The 24,000-nt window shown below is 63.9% G+C and carries 23 protein-coding genes and 1 pseudogene; 8 read left to right on the top strand and 16 right to left on the bottom strand.

Annotated features, from left to right (window positions below; all coding sequences use genetic code 11):
- Positions 1-3: 3 nt before the first annotated feature.
- On the bottom strand, positions 4-594 hold the full coding sequence (betI, locus tag FJV77_RS10120; RefSeq protein WP_142866668.1) for a transcriptional regulator BetI: 591 nt from the start codon (positions 592-594) through the stop codon (positions 4-6).
- Between the two features lie 201 nt (positions 595-795).
- Here betI and FJV77_RS10115 point away from each other — a divergent pair, with 201 nt between their 5' ends.
- Together FJV77_RS10115 and FJV77_RS10110 are read left to right on the top strand one after the other, a co-directional pair.
- Positions 796-1,962 (top strand): acetyl-CoA acetyltransferase, encoded by a 1,167-nt coding sequence (locus FJV77_RS10115; protein WP_142866667.1) that lies wholly within the window; start codon positions 796-798, stop codon positions 1,960-1,962.
- A 29-nt stretch (positions 1,963-1,991) separates the two neighbouring features.
- The gene (locus FJV77_RS10110; protein ID WP_142866666.1) at positions 1,992-2,996 is read left to right on the top strand and encodes an asparaginase; all 1,005 of its coding nucleotides are present in this window, start codon (positions 1,992-1,994) and stop codon (positions 2,994-2,996) included.
- Here the strand turns inward: FJV77_RS10110 and FJV77_RS10105 are convergent.
- On the bottom strand, positions 2,989-4,344 hold the full coding sequence (locus FJV77_RS10105; protein ID WP_142866665.1) for a TIGR03808 family TAT-translocated repetitive protein: 1,356 nt from the start codon (positions 4,342-4,344) through the stop codon (positions 2,989-2,991). The genes FJV77_RS10110 and FJV77_RS10105 overlap by 8 nt on opposite strands.
- 138 nt (positions 4,345-4,482) lie before the next feature.
- On the opposite strand from FJV77_RS10105, the gene greA reads away from it, so the two are divergent.
- On the top strand, positions 4,483-4,956 hold the full coding sequence (greA, locus tag FJV77_RS10100; RefSeq protein WP_142866664.1) for a transcription elongation factor GreA: 474 nt from the start codon (positions 4,483-4,485) through the stop codon (positions 4,954-4,956).
- Here greA and FJV77_RS10095 read toward each other — a convergent pair.
- From FJV77_RS10095 to FJV77_RS10080, 4 genes are all read right to left on the bottom strand, one after another.
- Positions 4,953-5,342, bottom strand: a complete 390-nt coding sequence (locus tag FJV77_RS10095) for a type II toxin-antitoxin system death-on-curing family toxin (protein WP_142866663.1) — start codon at positions 5,340-5,342, stop codon at positions 4,953-4,955. The genes greA and FJV77_RS10095 overlap by 4 nt on opposite strands.
- On the bottom strand, positions 5,339-5,560 hold the full coding sequence (locus FJV77_RS10090; RefSeq protein ID WP_142866662.1) for an AbrB/MazE/SpoVT family DNA-binding domain-containing protein: 222 nt from the start codon (positions 5,558-5,560) through the stop codon (positions 5,339-5,341). The genes FJV77_RS10095 and FJV77_RS10090 overlap by 4 nt, the downstream gene beginning before the upstream one ends.
- 74 nt (positions 5,561-5,634) lie before the next feature.
- Positions 5,635-7,755, bottom strand: coding sequence for a methylmalonyl-CoA mutase (gene scpA, locus FJV77_RS10085; protein ID WP_142866661.1), 2,121 nt, complete (start codon positions 7,753-7,755; stop codon positions 5,635-5,637).
- Positions 7,752-9,194 carry a methylmalonyl-CoA mutase subunit beta gene (locus FJV77_RS10080; protein WP_142866660.1) on the bottom strand — a complete coding sequence of 481 codons (1,443 nt, stop codon included), beginning with the start codon at positions 9,192-9,194 and terminating at the stop codon, positions 7,752-7,754. The genes scpA and FJV77_RS10080 overlap by 4 nt, the downstream gene beginning before the upstream one ends.
- 315 nt (positions 9,195-9,509) lie before the next feature.
- Between FJV77_RS10080 and FJV77_RS10075 the strand changes: the two genes are divergently transcribed.
- From FJV77_RS10075 to FJV77_RS33250, 3 genes and pseudogenes are all read left to right on the top strand, one after another.
- Entirely contained in the window at positions 9,510-11,054 is a 1,545-nt protein-coding gene (locus tag FJV77_RS10075; RefSeq protein WP_142866659.1) for a helicase HerA-like C-terminal domain-containing protein, read from the top strand.
- Positions 11,055-11,125: 71 nt separating this feature from the next.
- Positions 11,126-11,485, top strand: a pseudogene (locus FJV77_RS33255) (aldose 1-epimerase); the annotation flags it as partial.
- Positions 11,486-11,543: 58 nt separating this feature from the next.
- Positions 11,544-11,990, top strand: coding sequence for a hypothetical protein (locus FJV77_RS33250; RefSeq protein WP_281408574.1), 447 nt, complete (start codon positions 11,544-11,546; stop codon positions 11,988-11,990).
- 45 nt (positions 11,991-12,035) lie between these two features.
- Here the strand turns inward: FJV77_RS33250 and FJV77_RS10065 are convergent, their stop codons facing one another.
- Positions 12,036-12,647, bottom strand: coding sequence for an ABATE domain-containing protein (locus FJV77_RS10065; RefSeq protein WP_142866658.1), 612 nt, complete (start codon positions 12,645-12,647; stop codon positions 12,036-12,038).
- Between the two features lie 157 nt (positions 12,648-12,804).
- Between FJV77_RS10065 and FJV77_RS10060 the strand changes: the two genes are divergently transcribed.
- Positions 12,805-13,683, top strand: a complete 879-nt coding sequence (locus FJV77_RS10060) for an SDR family oxidoreductase (RefSeq protein WP_142866657.1) — start codon at positions 12,805-12,807, stop codon at positions 13,681-13,683.
- Between the two features lie 23 nt (positions 13,684-13,706).
- Positions 13,707-14,000 carry a hypothetical protein gene (locus FJV77_RS10055; RefSeq protein WP_142866656.1) on the top strand — a complete coding sequence of 98 codons (294 nt, stop codon included), beginning with the start codon at positions 13,707-13,709 and terminating at the stop codon, positions 13,998-14,000.
- Positions 14,001-14,027: 27 nt separating this feature from the next.
- On the opposite strand, the gene FJV77_RS10050 is transcribed toward FJV77_RS10055, so the two are convergent.
- The 9 genes from FJV77_RS10050 to FJV77_RS10010 all read right to left on the bottom strand — a co-directional run bounded on the left by FJV77_RS10050 (position 14,028) and on the right by FJV77_RS10010 (position 23,921).
- Entirely contained in the window at positions 14,028-14,489 is a 462-nt protein-coding gene (locus FJV77_RS10050) for a DUF4189 domain-containing protein (protein ID WP_142866655.1), read from the bottom strand.
- Positions 14,486-15,181 (bottom strand): hypothetical protein, encoded by a 696-nt coding sequence (locus FJV77_RS10045; protein ID WP_142866654.1) that lies wholly within the window; start codon positions 15,179-15,181, stop codon positions 14,486-14,488. The genes FJV77_RS10050 and FJV77_RS10045 overlap by 4 nt, the downstream gene beginning before the upstream one ends.
- A 13-nt stretch (positions 15,182-15,194) precedes the next feature.
- Positions 15,195-15,770 carry an invasion associated locus B family protein gene (locus FJV77_RS10040; protein ID WP_142866653.1) on the bottom strand — a complete coding sequence of 192 codons (576 nt, stop codon included), beginning with the start codon at positions 15,768-15,770 and terminating at the stop codon, positions 15,195-15,197.
- Positions 15,771-15,779: 9 nt separating this feature from the next.
- Positions 15,780-19,820 (bottom strand): YadA-like family protein, encoded by a 4,041-nt coding sequence (locus FJV77_RS10035; RefSeq protein WP_246691208.1) that lies wholly within the window; start codon positions 19,818-19,820, stop codon positions 15,780-15,782.
- Between the two features lie 76 nt (positions 19,821-19,896).
- Entirely contained in the window at positions 19,897-20,241 is a 345-nt protein-coding gene (locus FJV77_RS10030) for a hypothetical protein (protein WP_185970263.1), read from the bottom strand.
- A gap of 207 nt (positions 20,242-20,448) precedes the next feature.
- A complete protein-coding gene (locus FJV77_RS10025) occupies positions 20,449-21,354 on the bottom strand; it encodes an AraC family transcriptional regulator (RefSeq protein ID WP_142866652.1) in 906 nt (301 codons plus the stop codon).
- 327 nt (positions 21,355-21,681) lie between these two features.
- A complete protein-coding gene (locus tag FJV77_RS10020; RefSeq protein ID WP_142866651.1) occupies positions 21,682-21,882 on the bottom strand; it encodes a hypothetical protein in 201 nt (66 codons plus the stop codon).
- A 293-nt stretch (positions 21,883-22,175) separates the two neighbouring features.
- The gene (locus FJV77_RS10015) at positions 22,176-22,982 is read right to left on the bottom strand and encodes a L,D-transpeptidase (protein ID WP_142866650.1); all 807 of its coding nucleotides are present in this window, start codon (positions 22,980-22,982) and stop codon (positions 22,176-22,178) included.
- 276 nt (positions 22,983-23,258) lie between these two features.
- The gene (locus FJV77_RS10010; protein ID WP_142866649.1) at positions 23,259-23,921 is read right to left on the bottom strand and encodes a haloacid dehalogenase type II; all 663 of its coding nucleotides are present in this window, start codon (positions 23,919-23,921) and stop codon (positions 23,259-23,261) included.
- Positions 23,922-24,000: the final 79 nt, after the last annotated feature.

The following is a 24,000-nucleotide window of genomic DNA, read 5'->3' as shown; positions in this document are numbered from 1 at the left end:
CTGTCACTGTGTCTGTCGCCCGCCGAGCTTGATTTCCAGATAGTCTTCGACCAGCGCGATCGCGGTCGCCGCGTCCGGCACGCCGTCCTTCAGCGCGCGCCTGATATAGAGGCCGTCGATCAACGCTGCGGTTGCCTCCGCCGCGCGGTCGGCTTCGTGCCTTACCAGGATGCCGGTCAGCCCGCTCATCAGGTTGGAATGCAGCCGCCGCGCATAGACCCTGAGCAGCCGGCGCAAGGCCGATGATTTCTGCGCCTCGACATAGAAGGCGAGCCAGGCGGCGATGGTTTCCGGCTGGAACTGTATGTCGGAGAAGTTGACGGCCACCACGGCCGAGACGCGTTCGCGCGGCGTGGCGGCGGATTGAAGAGCACGCCGCATATCGATGGTCAGTTCTGCCAATATGTGCCGCATCGTGGCGAACAGCAGTTCATCCTTGGCGCCGAAATAATGATGGGCAAGTGCTGATGAGACGCCGGCGCGGCCGGCGATCTCCGACATGGTCACGTCGAGCGAGCCGCGCTCGCCGATCGCCGAGATCGTCGCGTCGATGAGCGCCTTGCGGCGCAGTGGCTCCATTCCGACTTTCGGCATTGTCGTTCCCGGCTCTGGTCCACATGATTATTTTTTATTGATCCGTCAATCAACAAAAAATCGATGCGATCGAAGCCTGCACCAAGCGATTGTCGGCTTGCGGCCCTTTTCGGCGCGATGGGGATTGTTTATATTTGAACAATAAAGGCGAACTGCGCCATGAGCCCACATGCTAGGCTGGCGCCAAGGATGGAGACCGCCATGACCGCATGCATCGTTGGCTGGGCGCATTCGCGCTTCGGCAAGCTCGAAGGCGAGACGCTGGAGGGCCTGATCACCAAGGTCGCGGTCGACGCACTCGACCATGCCGGCATCGGCCCGGACGAGGTCGACGAGATTGTGCTCGGCCATTTCAATGCCGGCTTTTCCCCACAGGATTTTACCGCAAGCCTGGTGCTGCAGGCTGACGACCGGCTGCGCTTCAAGCCGGCGACCCGGGTCGAGAATGCTTGCGCCACCGGTTCGGCCGCGGTCCGGCAGGGCATCCGCGCCATCGACGCCAATGCCGCCCGCGTCGTGCTGGTGGTCGGCGCCGAGCAGATGACCACTACACCCGGTCCCGAGATCGGCAAGAACCTGCTCAAGGCGTCCTATCTGCCGGAAGAGGGCGACACGCCGGCCGGTTTTGCCGGTGTCTTCGGCAAGATCGCGCAGGCCTATTTCCAGCGCTATGGCGACCAGTCCGATGCACTGGCCATGATCGCCGCGAAGAACCACAAGAACGGCGTCGACAACCCCTATGCGCAGATGCGCAAGGATTTCGGCTACGAGTTTTGCCGCCAGGAAAGCGAGAAGAACCCCTTCGTCGCCGGTCCCCTGAAGCGCACCGACTGCTCGCTGGTTTCCGACGGCGCCGCTGCCCTGGTGCTCGCCGACACCGCGACGGCGCTGAAAATGCGCCGTGCGGTCGCCTTCCGCGCCAATGAACATGTCCAGGATTTCCTGCCGATGTCGAAGCGCGACATCCTGTCGTTCGAAGGCTGCGAGCAGGCCTGGAACCAGGCACTGAAGAAGGCCGGCGTGACACTCGACGATCTCTCCTTCGTCGAGACGCATGACTGCTTCACCATCGCCGAGCTGATCGAGTATGAGGCGATGGGCCTGGCCAAGCCAGGCGAGGGCGCCAGGCTGGCACTGGATGGCACGACGGCAAAAGACGGCCGGTTGCCGGTCAATCCTTCCGGCGGGCTGAAGGCCAAGGGCCATCCGATCGGCGCCACCGGCGTGTCGATGCATGTGCTGTCAGCCATGCAGTTGACCGGCGAGGCCGGCGGCATCCAGGTGCCCGGCGCAAAGCTTGGCGGCATCTTCAACATGGGCGGCGCGGCGGTCGCCAACTACGTTTCCATTCTCGACCGGATCAGGTAAATCGCCTCCAGCATTTCGCGGGAGGCAACATGACAAATCCGGTTCTGGTCGAGGTCTTGCGAGGCGCGGTGGTGGAGAGCGCCCATCGCGGCGCGGTCGCCGTCTTCGATGCCGACGGCAAGCCTGTCTTGGAGATCGGCGACACGGCGCGGCCCGTGTTTCCGCGCTCCGCGGTCAAGGCAATCCAGGCGCTGCCGCTGGTCGAAACGGGTACCGCTGACGCGTACGGCTTCGGTGACCGCGAACTTGCGTTGGCCTGCGCCTCGCATTCCGGCGAGCCGGCGCATGTCGAACTGGCGCAGGCGATGCTGGCCAAGGCAGGCCTCGACAAGTCAGCGCTTGAATGCGGCGCGCATTGGCCGTCCAGCCATGGTGCGGAGATTGAACTGGCCCGCGCAGGCGGCTCGCCAAATGCGCTGCACAACAATTGTTCCGGCAAGCATTCCGGCTTTCTCTGCACCTGTGTGCACTCGGGGATTGCCCATCAGGGCTACGTCAAGGCCGGCCACGCGCAGCAGGAGATGGTGCGCGATGCCATGCAGTCGGTCACTGGTACCGCCCATGACGTCGACCACTGCGCCATCGATGGCTGCTCGATCCCGACCTACGCCGTGCCTCTGAAAAGCTTCGCGCTGGGCTTTGCCCGCATGGCGACGGGCAGGGGCTTTGGCCCTGAGCGCGCCAAGGCGGCCAAGCGTCTGCTGTCCGCCTGCATGGCTGAGGCTTTCCTGGTCGCCGGCACCGGCAAGGCGGATGTGGCGCTGATGCAGGCTGCGCCCGGCCGCATCTTCGTCAAGACCGGCGCCGAAGGTGTCTATTGCGCCGCAATTCCCGAACTCGGCCTCGGCATCGCGCTGAAATGCGACGACGGCGCCGGCCGCGCGGCCGAAGTGATGATTGCGGCAGTGCTGGCAAAACTTCTCGGAGCCGACGAGGCGCTGGCGGCGAACCTTCTGGAACAGGCCAATCCGCCAATCGAAAGCCGCATCGGCGCCAAGGTCGGCGCGCTGCGGCCGACGGCGGCGCTCAGCTGACGCGGTTTCGCTCAACCGTCAGATGCGCATAGCCGGTATCGCTCGACCGCGCGAGATCGCCGGTCGCCGGTTCGGCCCAGCGCTGGCCGATAATCGCGCCATTCCTGGCGCCGTCGATAACATTGTCGGAAATGATGGCGTTTCCAGCCCCTTCGACCACCGTGACGGCGATGCCGGTTCCCGCGTTGCGGATGAGGTTTCCGGTCGCCACCACATTGCGCATATAGGCGCCCCAGCCGATCTGCATGCCGTAGAGCGGCGCGTTCTCGATGACGTTGCCGATAACGGTGGTGTCGGCCTCGACGCTGATGCCGACGCCGAAGCCCGGCGCATCGGCGGGGTAGGGGCCTGTGGTCGAGAGATTGCGCACGATGTTGTTCGAGCAGACGCCCATGCGGCCGCCTTCATTGAAATTGACGATCGAGATGCCGTTGGCCGCACCATCGACGATGTTGTTGGCGATAACGGCGCCTTCAAAGGAAAACTCCGAGTAGAGCGCCGTTTCGCCTGAGCGCGAGCAGGTGTTGCCGGTCATCTGCAGATTGCTGGAACTGTTGGCGCGGATCGCCGAAAAGGCGCAGTCCGAGACGATGTTGCCGGTGACGGAGACATTGCCGGCGCGGAACGCGTTGATGCCGTTGCCGTTCTGGCCGGTGCCGCCGCTGCGCGCGCCAATGCGCTGCACGCGGTTGCCGCTGACGATGGTGCCGTCCTCGGCCTGCTGCCAGCGATGCACGAGAATGCCGCCATTGCCGCAGTCGGACACGGTATTGCCCGATATCTCAAGGCCGGCCGCCTCGACGGAGTAGATGCCGGCGTCGGCTGCTCCCGAAATCTCCGTGCGCTCGACGCGGCCGGATGCATGCTCCAACGCCAACCCGTGCTTGCCGCTGCCGGTGATCTGGCAATTGTCGATGACGAGATGAGCGACGCGGCGCAGGTCGAGCAGCCCTTGCGCATCGTTGGCCAGAGAGCTGTTGGCGCCATCGAAGACCAGCCCGGTGAGTTCGATATGCTCGGCCTGTTCGGCCGTCAGCAAATGGCCGTTGCCGCCATAGAGGATGCGCGAGGCTCCGGCCACGCCCGAGAGCCGGACACGAGCGGGTAGCGTCAGATTGGAGACGACGTAGTTCCCCGGCGGCAGGAACACCGGCGCGTTGCGCGCGCTGGCCTCGGCAAGCATGCGGGCGAAGGCCTTGCTCTGGTCGTGCGCCACATCCGGCTGCACGCCAAGCTCGGTAGCGTTTGTCGAACCGCGCTGTGCCGTCTTCGCCGAGGCCTTGCCCAGAGAAAGACCGAGCACGGCAAAGCCGGCCGTCCCCTTCAGAAGCGCTCGTCTGTTCAACATCGGCACATCCCTTGCGATCCCCCGGCCAACCGCAGGAATCATGCCAGCCGCAGAGGTGTTCGCCCGGCCATAGTCCGGCCAATGACCGGGGCCGGCAAGTGGCTTGTACAGTCGCGGAAGCGAGCCTAAGTTCATCCAATGAGCAGAGCTTTCACCCGCGAGGAAGACAGCGAAAACGCCATTGCCGGTATTGGCGAGCGGCCGATCAGCCCGCACCGCAATCTAGTCACGGAGCGTGGGCTGGCGCAGATCGAGGACAATCTGACCGATCTGCGCGACATATTGGCGAAAGCCGAGAGAAAAGCAGACCGCGAGCGCATCGCCGTCGTGTCGCGCGACCTGCGCTACTGGACGGCGCGCCGCGAAAGCGCCGAACTCTCCGTGCCGGAACCGGGCAGCGACCAGGTGCGTTTCGGGATGGGCGTCACGCTGGAAGGCGACGACGGCAAGAAGGTGCACTGGAAGATCGTCGGTGAGGACGAGGCCGACCCCTCGAAGGGCAGCATTTCCCACGTCTCGCCGATGGCGGTGGCGCTGTTCGGCAAGAAGGTCGGCGACGTCGCAAGCGTCAACGGCAAGGAATGGGAAATCGTCAAGCTGTCGGACAGCTAGTCGTTCAGCTTGACAACATGGTCCCGGAAGAACGCCGCCGCACCCGCTTCATCGATTTCGCTGGCAGCAACGGCCATGACGAATTCATACAAGGTGCCGTTGTCGGCGGTCAGAACATGGCCGTTGACGATCAGGAAGGCGCCAGCGGCAACGATCGCCGTCCGCTTGTTGCCGTCGACAAAGGCATGATTTCTGGCAATGCCGAAGACATAAGCGGCGGCCAGGTCTTCAATCGATGGATCGCCATAATTGGCCTTGTTTTCGGCGCGGGCGAGAGCAGATTCGAGGGCATTTTCATCCCTCAAACCCTGCGCGCCACCATGCCTTCGCAACTGCTCGGCATGCATCGCTTCCACAGCGCGACGTGACAAGAACTCCAAGCTCATTCGGCGAGCTTCTGGAGCGCGACCTTGTACTTGTCCATGACCTTTCGAGCCGCTTCCATCTGCCGCTCGAAACTATCGTCCACGGGTTCAAGGGCAATGCCCCTGTCCGTTTCGACGATCTGAAGCTGATCGCCCGTCTTCAGGTTCAGGCGGTCGAGCATCTCCTTCGGCAGGATCACGCCGTCGGAATTGCCGATCTTGCGAATGGTGGTGTTCATGGTGAAGCTTCCTGTTGGAACGCCCATTATAACTTCAGCGTCAGGCTGTTGCAACAGATATTATAACGAGCATCTTACGCCGCCAACAGCCGATCCAGCAACCGATCCGCAGCTTCCGGGATAACCGTGCCCGGCGGGAAGATTTCCGCAGCACCAGCCGCAACCACCGCATCATAATCCTGTGGTGGGATCACGCCGCCGGCGACGATCAATATGTCGGCGTGACCGAGCTTCTTCAGTGCATCGCGCAGTTCGGGGATCAGCGTCAGATGGCCCGCCGCCAGCGACGAGGCGCCGACGATATGGACGTCCTGCGCCACCGCCAGTTTCGCGATCTCATCCGGTGTCTGGAACATCGCACCGACGGTGACGTCGAAGCCGAGATCGGCAAAGGCCGTGGCGATAACCTTCTGGCCGCGGTCATGGCCGTCCTGTCCCATCTTGGCGACCAGGATGCGCGGCTTGCCGCCGGATTTATTCTCGAAAGCTTCGAGCTTCTCCAGCAGCCGGTCGACCGTCAGATTGTCGCCAAGCGCGTTGCGATAGACGCCTGAGATCGTCTGCACCGAGGCGACGTGACGGCCAAAGACCTTTTCCAACGCCAGCGAGATCTCGCCGACCGTGGCGTTGACGCGCGCGGCGCGGATGGCGAATTCCAGCAGGTTTTCGTCACCCTGCGCAGCGCGGGTCAGCGCATCGAGCGCGCTCTCGACCGCGCCGACATTGCGCGTGCCTTTGAGGTTCTGCAGCTTCGACAATTGCCGTGCCCGGACCTCGGCATTGTCGATCTTCAAGACGTCGACGTCGATGTCGTTCTCCGGCCGATGCGCGTTGACGCCGACCAGCATCTGTTCGCCGGAATCAATGCGCGCCTGGGTGCGCGCGGCCGCTTCCTCGATGCGCAGCTTCGGAATGCCCTGTTCGATCGCTGCCGCCATGCCGCCAAGGCTCTCGACCTCTTCGATATGGGCGCGCGCGCGCGCCGCCAGATCATGCGTCAGCCGCTCGACATAGGCCGAGCCACCCCACGGATCGACGGTACGCGTGGTGCCGGATTCCTTCTGCAGGATGAGCTGTGTGTTGCGGGCGATGCGGGCCGAATGGTCGGTCGGTAGCGCCATCGCCTCGTCGAAGGAATTGGTGTGCAGCGACTGCGTATGGCCCTGGGTGGCCGCCATCGCCTCGATCATGGTGCGGGTGATGTTGTTGTAGGGGTCCTGCGCCGTCAGCGACCAGCCGGAGGTCTGGCAATGGGTTCGCAGCGAAAGCGAGCGTTCGTCTTTCGGCGCGAAATTCTTCTGCATCAGGCTCGCCCATAACAGGCGCGCTGCCCTGAGCTTGGCGACCTCCATGAAGAAGTTCATGCCGATCGCCCAGAAGAAGGAAAGCCGGGGTGCAAACCGGTCGATGTCGAGACCGGCGGCGACGCCCGCACGGGCATATTCGATGCCGTCGGCAATGGTGTAGGCGAGCTCCAGGTCCGCCGTCGCGCCGGCCTCCTGCATGTGATAGCCGGAGATCGAGATCGAATTGAACTTCGGCATGCGCTTGGAGGTATAGGAGAAGATGTCCGACACGATCCGCATCGAAGGCTTCGGCGGATAGATGTAGGTGTTGCGGACCATGAACTCCTTCAGAATGTCGTTCTGGATGGTGCCGGCGAGATCCTTCTGCGCAACGCCCTGTTCTTCCGCCGCCACGATGTAGAGCGCCATAATCGGCAGCACGGCGCCGTTCATGGTCATCGACACCGTCATTTCGTCGAGCGGGATGCCGTCGAACAACTGCCGCATGTCGAGGATGGAATCGATGGCCACGCCCGCCATGCCGACATCGCCGGCAACGCGCGGATGATCGCTGTCATAGCCGCGATGGGTGGGCAGATCGAAGGCGACCGACAGGCCCTTCTGGCCGGCGGCGAGATTGCGCCGGTAGAAGGCGTTGGATTCTTCGGCCGTCGAGAAGCCGGCATATTGCCGGATCGTCCACGGCTGCTGGACATACATGGTCGGGTAGGGGCCGCGCACGAAGGGCGGCATGCCCGGATAGGTATCGAGATCGGCAAGCCCCTTGAGGTCGCTCTGGCTATAGAGATGCTTGACGGCAATGCCTTCCGGCGTCAGCCGCTGGCCCTTGACCTCGACGGGTGCGCGCCGTGGCGCCGACCAGCCGATCTCTGAGAAATCCGGGATCAAGGTGCGGCTCCGATCGACTGGTCGATGCGGACCGGAAACAGGGCCTCGCACACCGCCACGCCCTCGGTGAAAGGAGGCCGCCGCTCGGCCGCCAGCGTCTCGACCGGGGTCTCGCTTTTGAGCGGATAAAGCGTCGTGCCGATGATCGTCCGTTCACCCGACCGGTAGGCCTCGGCGCGGCGCTCGGATGCTGCTTTGACGCGCGCCTGGATATGGCCTTGCTGCAGGCTCACCAAGACGCCGCCTTCCGCCTCGATCCTCTGGAATTCTTCCCACGCCGCTTCGCAGAGGCCCAGGGTCAGCGCCTCGACCGCGCCCGAGCCATAGGTGGGGTCGGCGACATGGTCGATATGGCTTTCATTGGCCATGATCAACTGCGCGTTGCGGGCGACGCGGCGGGCAAAAGGCGCCGGCAGGCCGTGCGCGATCGTGTGCGGCAGGATGGAGATCGAATCGGCACCGCCGGCGGCCGCAGCAAAACCGGCGATCGCAGTGCGTAGAATATTGATCTCGGGGTCTGCCGCCGTCATCATGCGGAACGATGTCTCGGCATGGATGTTAGCCGTCGATGCGGGGATGGAACAGGTTTCCTGGATCCGCGCCCACAGCCTGCGCAAGGCCCTGAGCTTGGCCGTCGACAGGAATTGGTCCTGGTCGACGCTCAGCGCAAAGCCGATATGCGGTGCGGCATAGACAAGCGGCTGGCGCGCGTTCTCGAACATCCTGAGATAGGAGACCGCGGAAGCGAGCATGGTGCCGAGCTCCTGCGCCTCGGTGGCGCCGGCATTGTGGAACACCCGCCCGTCGGCCTCGAGCAGCACGCCTGGTACGCCCAGCGAGAAGAAATGCGCCAGCGATTGCGGCATCGATGCCTGCAAGGCTTCGATCGACATCCGCAGCCGGCCGGTTCCGGCAAAGATCGCCGCCGGGTCGATGCCGAAGGAGAGGTTGAGCTTCGCCGGATCGGAGCGGCGCTTGCCCAGAAACGCCACCAGCCAGTCGGCGACGGCGCGGCTCCAGGGATGGGCGTCGATGCGGATCTGCACGCGGTTGAGCGGCACGCCGTCCAGCACCGTCTCCAGCGCCTCCGCTGTCCGCGGCAGGCCATAGCCGAACGCATTCGGCGCGCCCTCGAAGACCAGCGACAGGCCCGTCGCGCCTTGCGCTACATCGTCGAGAGCCTGGGCCCTCGCACGGCCGATATCGGGGTCGTCGATGCGCTGGCTGACGATCCACGGCGATCTGGGAGTGGCACGCACAAGCGGTTCGGCGCCAGCGGCGCGATCGTAGAGCGGCTCTATGCGGATGGCGTCGTCGGTGTGCGAGACCAGACTGTCCTCGAAGGATGCGCCGGCCAACGCCTTTTCCGCCAGGGCCAGCCATCGCTGGCGCTCGACGTTTGTGGGTTCGACTTCCTTGGTCAAGGCTCCGGCGCCCATCAATTTTCCTCGTTCTTATGCGGCCGCACCAGCCTGGAGCGGTTCAGTCTACGGTCCCCTGTCCGATATCGCAATGCAATGCGCCTCCAAGGGTCCCAACTCGATCAATCTGATATAGGTCGCCCTGCGTGGACGAACCATGAACGATTGCCAAACAGCGGCAAAATCCGCAAGCTCCAAAACCGATTTGAAGGATTGGTCCGTTTTAGACGATTGGCCCAATCTGATGAATGGCATTGTCGCTGTGCAATGGCCTGACTATAGGTGCGGCAAGGCCATCGGCTTTAACACATCAGTTTGCGGAGACATGGACATATGGCTGACGAGACCAGCATTTTCCTCGGCGCCAGCCGCAAGCCCGACGACAACTATCAGCGCGCCGAACAGCTCTTGCTGCAATATGGCAACCGCCATGGCCTGATCACCGGTGCCACCGGCACCGGCAAGACGGTCAGCCTGCAGATCCTTGCCGAAGGGTTCTCCAATGCCGGCGTGCCGGTGTTCTGCGCCGACATCAAGGGCGACCTGTCCGGCATCGCCATGATCGGCAAGGCGCAGGATTTCCTGGTCAAGCGGGCCGATCAGATCAAGCTCGATCCCTATGATTTCCAGGAATTTCCGGTCATCTTCTGGGATCTGTTCGGCGAGCAGGGCCACCCGATCCGCGCCACCGTCTCGGAAATGGGACCGCTGCTTTTGTCGCGGCTGATGAACCTCTCCGAAGCGCAGGAGGGCATCATGAACATCGCCTTCCGCATCGCCGACGAGGACGGCCTGCTGCTGCTCGACATGAAGGATCTGCAGGCGCTGCTGGCCAACATCGCCGAGCGCGCCGACGAGATAAGCTCCCGTTACGGCAATGTCACCAAGCCCTCGGTCGGCGCCATCCAGCGCACGCTGCTGGTGCTGGAACAGCAGGGCGCCGCGCATTTCTTCGGTGAGCCGGCTTTGCGCATCTCCGATATCATGCGCACCACCCGCGACGGGCGCGGCGCCATCAGCGTGCTTGCCGCCGACAAGCTGATGATGAACCCCAGGCTTTATGCCACCTTCCTGCTCTGGCTGATGTCGGAGCTGTTCGAGGAACTGCCCGAGGTCGGCGACCCCGACAAGCCGAAGCTGGTCTTCTTCTTCGACGAGGCGCATCTGCTTTTCGACGAAGCGCCGAAGGTGCTGATCGACCGCGTCGAGCAGGTGGTGCGGCTGATCCGCTCCAAGGGCGTCGGCGTCTATTTCGTCACGCAGAACCCCTTGGATATCCCTGAAAAGGTTCTCGCCCAGCTCGGCAATCGCGTGCAGCATGCGCTGCGCGCCTATACGCCGCGTGAACAGCAGGCGGTGAGGACGGCGGCCGAGACGTTCCGGCCCAACCCGGATTTCGACTGCATGACCGCGATCACCCAGCTCGGCACCGGCGAAGCGCTGGTCTCGACGCTGGAGGCCAAGGGCGTGCCGTCCATGGTGCAGCGGACGCTGATCCGCCCGCCGTCGTCCAGGCTTGGCCCGATCACGCGGGACGAGCGCCGCAAGGTGATCGATCTGAGCCCGGTCGCCGGCCAGTACGATCAGACCATCGACCGCGAATCGGCGTTCGAGATGCTGCAGACCAAGGCCAAGGATGCGCAGGACGCGGAGGCCCAGCAGGCCGACAGCGGCCGCTCGCGCTGGACCATTCCGGGCTTCGGCGATGACGATCGGCCACCGCCGCAATCAACCGGCCGCCGCGCGCCGGCGCCGAGACCCTCCAACCGCCAGACCGTCGCCGAAGCCGCGATCAAAGCTGTCGTGCGCTCGGTCGGCTCGTCGGTCGGCCGCGCCATCGTGCGCGGGATTCTGGGCAGCCTATCCAGGGGGCGGTAGGAAGTGTCAGCCAGCCTGCGTCCGACATGATCAGCGGCCAGAATATCGCCATCGACGGCGGTTGGTGAGGGATGGCCGGCCTGCTAGAGCTGCGCGACGGCCGCGCCCGTGTCGTCCTGGCGCCGCAGATGGGTGCGGCGATCGCGCGCTTCGACGCACTGGTCGGCGGCGCACCGGTGCCGCTGCTTAGGCCCGGCGATGGCACCGGCGCGTCCGGCTGTCAGGTTCTGGTTCCCTGGTCGAACCGCATTTCAGGCGGCGGCTTCGAGTTCGACGGCCGCTTCCACCCAGTCGAGCCGAATGTGGCCGGAGAGGCCTTTCCGATCCATGGCGACGGCTTCCAGAGGGAGTGGCGGATTGCCGGCCATAGCGCCACCGAAGCGGAACTGGTCCTCGACGCCGGCGGGATCGGCCCCTATCGATACACGGCGCGGGTTGTCTATACGCTGCATGACGGGGCGCTGGATGCCACCCTCACCGTGGAGAACCGTGCCGGCATTCGCCTTGCCTTACGGCCTCGGCTTTCATCCATGGTTCCCGCGCAGCGCCGGAACGACGCTCGAGGCGAATGCGGCGCGGGTCTGGCTGGAGGACAAGCGTCATTTGCCGATCGGCGTGGCGCCCGTGGCCGATTACCCCGCGTGGAATTTCTCGCGCGCCTCCCTGCTGCCGCGAAGCTGGGTGAACAACGCCTTCGACGGCTGGGACCGCCGCGCCAGGATCACCCGGCCCGAGGACAGGATCGCCATCTCGCTCACGGCCTCATCGGCGCTCGACGTCTTCATCCTCTATTCGCCATCGCAGGACGCCGATTTCTTCTGCTTCGAGCCGGTGTCGCATTCCGTAGATGCCCATCACGGTGAGGGGCTGACCCCGCTTGAGCACGGCGCGACGTTGAGTGCAAACATGCGGCTTGATCGGAGTCCCATCGCTTAACGTTGACGCTAAACAGGGCTCCACAACCGTTCTCCGCCACTTCGCCTAGCGCGCCTTGAGCCGCTGCCGGTGGGCCGCCTGCTTGGCGCGGTTGCCGCAAAGCGCCATGCTGCACCAGCGGCGCTTGTGGCCGCGCGTGTGGTCTACGAACAGCAGCGTGCAGGCCGGTCCCTCGCAGGCCTTCACGTCCGCAAAACTCTCCTCGCAGACGAATGTCGCCAGCGTTTCGACCACTGGCAGCAGCAGCGCTTCCGGTGAGCGCCAGCGCCGCAGCGTCTGGAGTTCGAACCCGTCACCATGATCGCCAGCTACGATGCGGCTGAAGCGGTCATCGCGATCAAGCAGCCGGTTCAGCGGCTCCAGGGCGAGCAACGCATCGGCAGGGAGCGTTTGCCTCTTGTGCTCGAGCACAAAGCCTCGGAACCATTCGCGCAACTGCCTCGCCTGATCCGCCATCTCATCGAGTTCGCCGGGACGCGCCCCGATCCGAATGCTGTGCAGCGCCTGCGCAGGTACCAGCCCGGCCTGTTCCAGCCAGTCCAGCAATCCCTCGCCATCGTCGAGCCAGTCGACGGGGATGTCGACCGGCGTTGCGATTGAATTCAGGAAATCCATGGCGGGCGCGTCGCCGATAAACATCGCGGGAGAATGCTGCATCGGAACTCCAGTTGTCCCGGCAGCATCGGCCCCGAGCACGTCTTCGTGAACATAACCGCTCTGAGGCTTGTTGACAAGTTACGATCGATTGCGGTAACCCCAGCCGTAACCTGATTAATTAAGTTAGTCAGGTTATCTATCTAGAAGGAGAGCGCCGATGTCTTCGCAGCCTATGAACATTGTGCTCGCCCATGGCGCCTGGGCCGATGGATCGAGCTGGGCAAAGATCATCGCGCCGCTGAAGGCCAAAGGTTTCAACCTGATAGCCGCGCCATTGCCGCTGACATCGTTCCGCGACGACGTGGCCGCACTCGACCGCACCATCGAGCGTGTGGCGGGGCAGGTGGTGCTGGTCGGCCACGCCTACGCTGGAGCCGTGATCGCTGCGACGCGCAGCGACAAAGTGAAGGCGCTTGTCTATGTCGCCGCGCTTGCCCCCTCCGACCTCGCCGAGCCAAAGGCCGCAAGCGCAATTGTCGATCAGACCACGGCCGCGTTCGGCCGCATCGACGCGCTCCTCAACATCGCCGGCGCGGTGCCGCAGATCGACCTGTTCGATATGACCGACGAGCAGTGGGAGGGCGGCCTGGCGCTGAAATTGCACGGCGCAAGGCGCCTCACCATTGCGGCGTGGCCGGCGCTGAAGGCGGCCAAGGGCGCGGTGGTCCTGATATCGGGCAATTCGGCGCTGTTTCCGAAGGCTCCTTATGCGGCGGTCGGAACGATCAATGCGGCGATCGTCGCCTTGGCAAAGGCGTTCTCCGATCGCGGCATCGCCGACGGCGTGCAGGTCAACAGCGTTCTGCCCGGGCCAGTGATGACCGGCCGCCGCCAGTCCTATCTCAAGCATTGGGCGCCGCTGCATGACATGACGGTGGAGGAGGCGACGGCCAGCTTCCCCAAGGAAGCCGGCATCGCCCGCTATGGCGAGCCGGAGGAAATCGCCGAACTCATGGCCTTCCTGGTCTCATCAGGCGCCCGCTGGATGACCGGCTCGGCGCTGCGCATGGACGGCGGCGAAGTGAAATCGGTCTGACGGAGGATCAAGAGGATCAAGCGATGATAGACTGGAACAGCGTCACCCGCGATCATGTGGTGCAAGCAATCAACGAATACGACCGGCTTGGGCCGGACCAGTTCTTCGCCAAGCATGGGTTTGCCCCGACCACGACCTACGAGCTAGTCTGGAAAGACGGCGTCCACCCGCCGAAAGCGATCCTGGGCACGGCCTATGAGTTCGCCACCGGCCGGCGGCTGGCCTCCGCAGACTTCGAGGGTGGCAAGTCAGGCGCCGTAAAGGTGCTTGGACAACTGGCCTTCACTGTCCGCGAGAAGCGACGACCGGCTGGGTGAAGCGGCTCCCGAGCTGTCGCAAGGGCCTCACGTACACACCCATTCGCGGATCTTGCATTTCTGCCCACTCCGCTCGCAGGCCTGCAGTGTCAGGTCTTCGGCCTGCCGGCGTGTTTGCGCCGTCTCGGCGCCCCAGCTGGTCAGCCGTCCTTCCGGCTTCTCGCCCACGGCGAGGGCGCCGCAATGATTGTAGGGAAAGCCGGTGTTGTCGTCGTCGTCCCAGTGACGATGATTGCGGAACACGCTCACCACGGCGCAGCTGTCGCCGCCGGCGTTCTGGCAATGCTTGAGGGCGATGTCCATCGCCTCCTGACGCTTGTCGGCACCCCAGAAGAAGCCGTGCTTCCGGTCAGGGTTCGAATAAGCGATCGCCGCCCAGATGCCCCTCTCTTCCTCAGCCGGAGGCGGGGCAGGGAGGTCCGCCGCAGCGAGCCGCCCGGCGCAGGCCAACAGCATGCCGATTGCCGCAATGGCGGAATTCACCCTCATTGTACGCCTCCTTGTTTTCCTGCTGCCGAGGCCACGGAAATGACGACGCAGCTATTGCCGGTGGGCAAGAGCATCGCGTTGCCCCCTCCATTGGCCAGTTCATAGACGCTGATTTGTCCAAGATTGTTGGCAAGCTTGCTGCCTTTCGGAAGCAGGGCCGGAACGTCGGCGCAATTGGCCGCGAACGGCGCCACCCTGACCATCGTACCTTCGCAAACAGATGCGGTGGGTGCTGCGAACACCAGGCCCGCGGCCGGGCCACTGTAGCCCTGCGTGGCGTAGTTCATGCCGACCAGGGCTTCCACGACGTGTTTGTCGGGGGCCTCGTTGTTCCAGATCGACTGAACGCTGTAGGTCGTGCCGGTCGTCAGCATCTGCCCAAGGGCTGGAAAAATGTTGGAACAAGACTGCAAACCCGCCTGTTTGGCGTGTTGCAGAAATGGCGTGTCGGCCAGGGCCGGATCGGGCTCGTTGGTCTCCGCGACCGCCGGCTGCGGCAATAAATTGCGGACCAGGCCGTAGCGCATGGCTGCGAAGCCGGCCGCGGCGACGACGGCAATGGCGAGCAACGAGAAGACAGTGGTCTTCGCCAGGTTTCGTTTCGGTCTGCTCCGGTCATCGATGCCGACCTGAACGGCATCCTTTCCCTGGTTGCGGGACATTATCCGGTCATGGATCGATTGCTGGTTCATCGCAATGCCTTCGTCAATTGATCGACTCGACGGCCGCGGCCAGGCCCTTGAGGGTTGCGGTCACGTTGATCGTCCTGCCATCCGTCGTCGGAAAGGAGATGACGGATGCCGCGGCCTTCGAAATCTGTTCGCGCATGATCGGACCAACCGGCAGCATGCCGACGCAGACGGCTTGATTGCATCCGTCGAGTTGAATTTTTATCGGCTCCTTGCGCCCCTCGAATGTCAGCGAGACCGGACTGTCGCTCTTGGCGATCGGCGGGGTGCGCAAGATCATATAGGGGTTGCCTTCCTTGGTGGCGGCCAGCGACCAGCTGAACGCAACCTGTCCTGCCTGGTCCTCGATGATCTGGGTGACGTTGCAGACCTTTTGACGGGCCTGCAGGTTCTCGTCGCAGATCAGCGTCCAGTTCTCGAACGGACGGGTGGTCCGTTGATATTCGCCAAGCTTCGCATCCGCAGGCACCGCGACGTCGGAAGGCCTTATTCTGTAGCCGGAAGCTACCGCCTCCTGTCCGACCGCGGACGAGCCGGACAGGAGCATTGACGTCATGGATATCGCGACAGCAAAGACTGCCTGCCTGATCATAGCCGGGCCCTAGTTCAGCGTAAGGCTGACGCCCGCGCCGACACCCCAGTTCCCGCCTGCTGTCGTGCCGGACAGGTTGGCTCGAACACGGCCCTCCTCGCTGGTGTAGCCGGCGCCGAAGGCCAGCGCCCCTTCACCGCGCCAATAGCCTCCGCCGGCGGCCACGCTCAGCTTGCCGGGACGGTCGTCGTAGCGCAGCGAGGCGGCCGCCAGGCCGATCGCGGCAGCCTGGCGCGCCTCGCCCTTGACCTCGCCCATGTCCATGTTGAGCTGGCTGAGTTTAGAGTCCGCATACGCATTGGCCTGCTGCAGCGTGGTGGCCGCCACCTGGTTGGTGTAGGTCTTCGAATCCGCCAGGTTGAGCGACAGCCCGGTGTTGAACTGCTGCACGTTGACCGCATCAGTGTTGGCAACGCCCGCCCCGACATTGTGGATGACGACCGGCGTGTTGGGGTCGCCGCCGGCAAGCGTTATCGAGTTGGATTTGCTGCCGTCCCCGTTCTTGTCGTATTGGACCGCGAACTCATTAAGGTCACCGACGCTTCCCTGTATGGATTCGACCGCCTGGTTGGTGGCGTAGAGCTGGCTGCCATTGATGGCGTCGGTGGAGGTGCCGCTGATCCGGCCCGCCGCGACATTGGTGACGGTGCGCTCCTTGCCGACGTCGCCGACGCTCACCGTGCTCGTCGGAGCTGTCCCGGCGAAGGTGTAGTTGACGCCGTTGATCGTGGTGCCGGTGGTGGCGACCGCCGCCGCCGTCGTCGAGCCCGCGCCGAGCGCGACGCTGCCCGGCTCGTTGGCCTTTGCGCCGGCGCCGAGTGCCACTGCCTGGGCCCCGTTGGTGGTCGAGTTGGTGCCGAGCGCGATGCTGTCGGCCTGGTTGACGGTCGAATTCTGGCCGATCGCGATGCCGCCGGGCGCCGTCTGCTGCACGATGGCGCCGTTGCCGATGCCGATGCCGTTGTCGCCGTTGACGGTGGTGCGCGGACCGACCGCAACCGAATCGACGCCGACCGCAAGCGAATCCGCGGCTGTCGAGTTGGCGTGGAAGTACAGGCTTCCCGTCACCGCGAAGGAGCTCAGCGCGCCCTTCAGCTGGCGAAGCGTGACCGCGTCCTGGTCCGCGGTACCGTCGGCGACGTTGATGATCTGGCGGTAGGAGGTGGAGGTGCCGACCGAGACGGCGCCGAGCAAGGTCGCGTCGCTGGTGTTGTAGGGAACGAGGCCGGTGCCGGCCAGTATCGATCCCGATGCCGGTGCCACCGCACGGTCCGAAACCGATCCGGAGCCCAGCGCTACTCCGTCGGCGACAGTGGCCTGGGTGCCGCGGCCGAGCGCCAGCGAATTGGCGGCGGACGCGGTCGCCTGGTAGCCGACCGCGGACGAACCGACACCTTGCGCGAAGGCGTCGGTGACCGGCAGCGTCGTGTCGTTGGTGCGCACATAGCGGATGCCATCGCCATTGGCGTCGGTGTAGGCCGTCGAGGTGTCGCCGGCGATGTTGCTGATGGCATTGCCGAGATTGGTGATGTCGGTGGTGTTGGCCGCGATATCGGCGGTGTTCGCGGCGATATCGGTGGTGTTCTGCGTCACCTGCTGGTTGGTCGCAAACAGCTGCGAGCCGTTGACCGCATCGGTCGAGGAGCCGCTCAACTGTCCCGCAGCGACGTTCTGGATCTGGCGCTCCGCGCCGACCGAGCCGACCGAGAACGCACCAGCCGGCGTGGTTCCGGCGAAGGCATAGTTGACGCCGCCGATCGTCGTGCCGCCAACCGCGGTCGTGGTGCCGGAGACCGAATTCAGGCCGATCGCGACGTCGCCGGCATTGTTGGCCACGGCATTCGGGCCGACCGCGACGGAATCCGTGCCCAGCGCCTGGGAGTCCGCCAGTGTCGAGTTGGCGTGGAAATACTTGATGCCGCCTCCGGTGCTGATGCTGTTGATCGTGTTGCCGAGAGTGGTGATGTCGGCGGTGTTGGCGGCGATATCGGTGGTGTTTTGCGTCACCTGCTGGTTGGTCGCGAACAGCTGCGAGCCATTGATGGCGTCGGTCGATGAGTTGCTCAGCCGGCCCGCCGCGACATTGGTGATGGTCCGCTCCGCGCCGAGTGCGCCGACGCTGACGGTGCTCGTCGGCGTCGTGCCGGCGAAGCTGTAGGCCGTGCCGCCGATAGTCGTGCCGCTGGTGCCGACCGCCGTCGCGGTCACCGAGCCCGAGCCCAGCGCCACGTCACCGGAACTCGCCGCCGCTGTCGCGCCATTGCCCAGCGCGACATTGCCGGCGAGACCGGCGGCGCCCGCGGTGGAGCCGTTGCCCAGCGCCACAGAACCTTGCCCGATCGCCTTGTTGTTGTTGCCGATCGCAACCGCGCCTGCCGCCTGGTTGGCGGCGGTGGCGCTCGCCGTGCCGTCGCTGTTGGCAATATTGTTGGCGCCGCCGGTAAAGGCGCCAGTGCCGCTCGCATAGCTCGGATCGCCGATGGCGACTGCGCCGTCGCCATAGGCTTCGTTGCCGTAACCGATGGCGACCGCCTTGCCGCCGTCGGCCACCGCGCCCGTGCCGATCGCGACGGAATCGGCGGTAATCGCGCTGGCGGCGGTGCCCATGGCGACCGCGTTTACGTCCTGTGCCACCGCGCCCGCTCCAAGGGCTGTCGAGCTTGCCCCTGTCGAGACGGCCGTCGTGCCGATGGCGATGGAATCGTCACCGCCGGCAGTGGACGAACGGCCGCCTGCGAACGCACGGGCGCCGGTGGCTTTGGAGGTGGAACCAAGCGAAGTGGAGTACGTTCCGCTAGCCGTGGCGCCCAACCCCAGCGCGCTGGCATTTGCGGCGGTCGCCGCGGCGTTGTTACCGAGCGCGGTGGTCGAGACGTCCGTGGCCTGGGCTCCAGAACCAGCCGCGACTGAGCCGACCCCGCTCGAGACGGCCGAATTGCCCAAGGCCAGCGCGAAATTGCCCGAAGCCGTGGCGACGTTGCCGAAGGCTGCCGAGTTTGACGCCGATGCATTTGCCTGGGGACCGATGGCGGCGGCATTGGTGCCGGCGGCCTGGGCCTGGAAGCCGACGGCCGCCGAACTGGCGCCGCCGGCAGAGGTGCCGATACCAAGTGCGGTACTGCCAACTCCGCCGGCGTTGGCGCTGACGCCGGCAGCAAGAGAATTGTCGCCTATCGCATTCGATCCGGTCCCGAAGGAGGAGGCGTTTATGCCGCTGGCAGCGGCCTGGCGTCCTACGGCAGTGGAATTGGCGCCGCTGGCGACGGATCCCCAGCCCGCGGCTGTCGCATAATTGTTGCTGGCCGTGGAACTGGTGCCGAGGGCAGTGGAGTTCCCACCCGAAGCAACGGAGAAGGTGCCCAAGGCGTTGGCGCCAGCCCCGAGGGCTTGGGCCTGAACACCGAGCGCGACCGAGTTGACGCCGCTTGAGATCGTGCCCTGGCCCAGCGCCATCGCGCCGCCGGTGCCCGTGGCTTTCGCGTTTAGGCCGAGAGCCACCGAATATTGCGCCGAGGCAACGGATGAACGTCCTATTCCAATGGCGTCGGCCTGCGATGCCGTAACATCTGTGCCAATGCCGATGGCGCTCTGGGCGGTTGCACCTGTCCCGGCGGCGGTGCGCGAGCCAAGATAGATAGAATTGATTTGGGAGGCGATCGACTGGAAGCCGATCGCGACGGCATTCTGGGCGCCCGCGCTGGCATTGGTGCCCTCGGCAATGGAATCGGCTCCGTTTTGCACGGCTCCGGATCCAAACGCGATACCGCGCACTCCGTTTGCCGTGCCGCCGCCGCCGAAAACCTGTGCCGATGCCGGGGTGGCGATGCTCCCGAATGCGATCGCCCCCAGCGCCGCTGCCAGCATCCGTCCACTGCCGAGCGTGCCGAGCCCCAGACCTTTGCGGCGCATGCCGAGCACCCGATGCGCCATGCGCAGCACCGCCATCAGGCGGCGGCGAACCGAGCGGCTGTCAGCCGCGCGAGCGATCCAGTTTCCGACAAATCCGGGACGAAATTCGATCCCTGTCCGCCGCTCGACGCATCCAGTCATGTTCGTTCCCTCGTAATTGCCCAGGCGCTCCGATGTGCCGCATCATTCGCCTGGGCGACCAATAAAATCGTCGAAATTACCCGTCTTTCTCCTGCAGCAAGCCGCCTATCTTGGCGCCCTGTTTTTCAACCAGCAGATAGGCGCTCGCGACCCACGGCTGGGTCGGTTCCGGAACCGCATGCAAGGCAGCTTCCGTCCGTTCCGGCGGCAGATTTGCCGCCACCAGCGTGCGGCAGAGATCGAAATGGAATGCCGGCTCTCCCTCGCCGTAAGCCCGAGATGTCAGCCCGAGCACGAAGCAGGCGAGGAGATGATCGAGCTCCGCTGCGCCAATCCGGCTGGCGTATTGGCGCTGCAAAGCGGCCCATGCCGCCTCGGTCTTTGGCGCGAAGACTTCGATTTCCGTGAACTGAAGGTCCATGGGACGATCCGACATGCCGCATCATCTGGCCGCCGCGAGTGGCGGACCGAAATGACTTTCCATCGCGACCATGAGCACGTTCGCAGTGTATGTATTTTGTAAAAGTCTGGAATCTTTGTAGGAAAATCCGGTCTTTGGGCGCTGAGCGGCAGGTGTGGCCGCGCTGCCACGCAACTTTTAGCTGCGGAGACGCACCCGCGGCAAATATCACCGCTGCAGCTTCACCTGCTTAGGGGTTCTGCTGCGGTATTTCGACATGGTGACGGTCAGGTGGCTCTGATCTGAAAAGCCGCTCAGATGCGCAACTTCGGCTATCGACAAATCGCTTTCGACGAGAAGTTTCTCAGCGAAATCGAGACGAAGCCTCAACAGATATTTGTGCGGCGGCTCGCCGAAGGTCTTTGTGAACGCCTGGATGAAGTGGCTAGAGGAAAGACCGGAGACCGCGGCAAGATCGGCCACCGCAATCTTGCTGGAAAAGTTTACGTCCAGGAATTCCCGCACCCGCCGGGCGCTGCGGTTGGACAGACCGCCCTTTGGACCTTGTGGCAACTTTCCCGCTCCTGCGTAGTTCCGAAGCATATGGACACCGAACATGGTGACCAGCGAGTCGACATAGAACTCGTTTGGAGTTTCCCGATCCGTCAGTTCCACCTTCAGCAACTGCGCGAGTTGTAGCGCCTGGAAATCGACGGTCCCGAACGGCGGCGGTTGAAGCTCGGCAGGGCCGGTACCGAATTCACGCGTTGCCAGTTCGAAGAGACTCTCCGGGGTCAGCGCCACGATGACGCTCTCCGTGGTGGATGACCGGGTCACCTTGCCGCCGAGATCGGCTGGGACGATCACGATCATCCCGACGTCGCCGTCGTATTCGTGGACTTTGTCGCTGCCCAGCGATGCCGCTATCCCGCGTGACGGTGCAAGCAAAACCGAGCCGAAATGTTCCCCCGCTTTGAATGTGTGTGATCCCGGCCCATGAACGACGTGAGCCGCTCCGCCTCGAAAGGTGACCAGGCGCCGCCCGGCGCTTTCCGGAATTCCGTCGAAGATGCGCGGATCCACGCGCCGCCGATCTGCCCCGGCGCTTTCCAGGACGTTGCCTATGTGTTGCATCTTCGTCTTGCCTCAGCCGTTCGCCGATCGATCGAATCCTGTGTTGTAGGGAGGCGCCCAGGATTCACGCTTGTTCCGGAGCGTTCTTTCGAACCTTAGAGGCGCTGCTTTGTATTGAAAAGAAGGTTTTCGGGGAAAATGAGAACTTTTACAGGGTTTGGTCTATAAATCTATATATTCTGCTTCTTTAGCGCGAACTAATCTGACGATTTGCCGATACTATATTACCATTTTGTGCCTGGGGTGCGTTCCCCGGACGTGCCGAGCTACCCGATCGGTGACCGTGCAGTGACCCCGATACAGGATTATCGGGTTCGCGCGGGGCTGTTAAAGATCGCCTCGACGCTTCTCATATAGATCCCAAGACAGCTCAACCATGGCGAGAAGAACATCCTCCCGGCTCCACCCGGCGGCAACCGCGGCTTCGACAATTCCGCAGACGAGCGGCAGCAATTGGCGCTCGCATTCGGCCGACAGGTTGAGCTCGGCGCTGTCGGCAGGCGGACTATCGAAATCAAATCCCACCATTGGCGCTCCCCGCCATCAATGATCTAATGAAACGTATATATCTGCAATTCTATTCCCGCCTAATATACATGCATCGGAGACGAAATACAGGAGCGTCGGAATTGACGGTGCATGGGCGCGTCGATTGCGCCGGCTCCACGGCTCGTCTGGAAGTCTTCCTTGGGGTCCTGCTGCCGGCAGTGCATGTCTTGGATACGGACCCCAGCCATCCGCGTAAAGCTATCGGAATCCTGGCGAAGTTTGCCGCATGGAGCGGCGAACCTGCCGCTTCACCGGCATCGGAAGAACGTCGATCAGTTCACCGGGCCGAGCAGGACGGAACCGTCCGGCACGCCGCCGTCGATCGGAATAGCCCTGCGGTTTGCGCTCGCCACCATCGGCTGGCTGATATCGGACGTCACCACGACCGGGCTCTTCGAGGGCACGCGGTCGTAGAGGTCGATGATGTCCTGGTTTATCAGGCGCACGCAGCCTGACGAGACGGATTTGCCGATCGAGTTCCATTCCGGCGAGCCGTGCAGGCGGTAGAGCGTGTCGACGTTGTCGTGGAACAGATAGAGCGCGCGGGCGCCGAGCGGGTTCTTGAGGCCGCCGGGCATGCCGCCATTCTTGGCGCTGTATTGCTCCAGTTCCGGTTGCCGGGCGACCATCTCATCCGGCGGCGTCCATTTCGGCCATTTCTGCTTCCACTGGACGACGGCGTCTCCCGACCATTCGAAGCCGGCGCGGCCAAGGCCGACGCCGTAACGGATCGCCTGGCCGCCCTCGCGTACCAGATAGAGGAAATGGTTGGTCGTATCGACGATGATGGTGCCGGGCCTCTGGCCGGTCGGATCGGGAACGATCTGGCGCAGGAACTGCGGGTCCATCTTCTTGATCGGAATGGCTGGGAGCTCGAAGCCGCTGTCCGAAATTGGGCCGTACATTGTCGCATAGTCGCCGAGCGGCGGCTCTTCATAGGTCGGCGGCGGTTCGACCGGCGGCGGCGTCGAGCTGGTGGTGGAGCAGGCCGAGACCGCAATCGAGGCGGCGCCAAGGGCTGCGGCGTTCAGAAAGCCGCGACGGCTCAGGCGATAGGGGTCGATTTCGGTCTTCAACATGGTTGCCTTTTTTAAGTCTCGAATCGCAAGAAAGCGTGAATGCCTCCAGGCGGCGCAGTGTTGGCCTCCCCCCAATGCCTGGCGCGATAGGCGGTTCCGATTCTGGCCTGAGGGTGGACAAACAAAGGCGAAGCTGTGACCGTCATGCCACTGTTGCTCTGGGGCAACAGAGCCCTTGAGCAGTTCATCGTTTCACAGAAACGCGGACTGCTCTGCGTCTTTCCTTCTGCGCAATTTCCGGACGGAAAACCGTTTCACACTTTTCCTGGAATTGCTCTAGCCGCCTGTCAACAACCCTTCCAGCGACGGCAGGATCAGCGCCGGCGGGAAGTCCCTGTATTCCTCGGGCTGGTTGGCGCGGTTGATCCACACGGTGCGAAAACCGAATTTGGTCGCGCCGGCAATATCCCAGCGGTTGGAGGACTGGAACGAAACCGCGCCGGGATAGAGACGCCAGCCCGTCGCCACCATGTCGTAGGTCGACGGGTCGGTCTTGAAGCGCTTGACGGCATCGACCGAAAAGATGTCGTCCAGCACCTGGTCGAGGGCCGCCGATTTGACCGCCGCTTCCAGCATCTCGGGCGAGCCGTTGGAGAGGATTGCCAGCTTGGCGCCGGACGCTTTGAGCGCCTTGAGCACGGCCGGCACTTCCGGATAGCAGTCGAGCCGCCAATAAGCTTCGAGCAGCTTTGCCTTCAGCCCCTTGTCTGCCGAAGGGACCTTGCGCAAGGCAAAGTCGAGCGCCTGTTCGGTGAGCTGCCAGAAATCGGCATAGCCGCCCATCAGCGTGCGCACCCAGGAATATTCCAGCTGCTTGGCGCGCCAGATTTCCGACAGAAGCTGGCCGTCCGGCCCGATCTCGCCGTCGTGACGGCGCACGGCGGCGTGCACGTCGAACAACGTGCCATAGGCGTCGAAAACGTAAGCCGCGTAATGCATGACGACAGTTTTGAGGGCAGGCGGGGCAAGGTGCAAGCATCGATTGCAGACTTGATGGCCTTTCTGGGCTCGCTGGCCT

Source organism: Mesorhizobium sp. WSM4306 (assembly GCF_007003975.1).
GTDB lineage: Bacteria > Pseudomonadota > Alphaproteobacteria > Rhizobiales > Rhizobiaceae > Mesorhizobium.
This window is presented reverse-complemented; position numbering and strand designations above follow the sequence as displayed.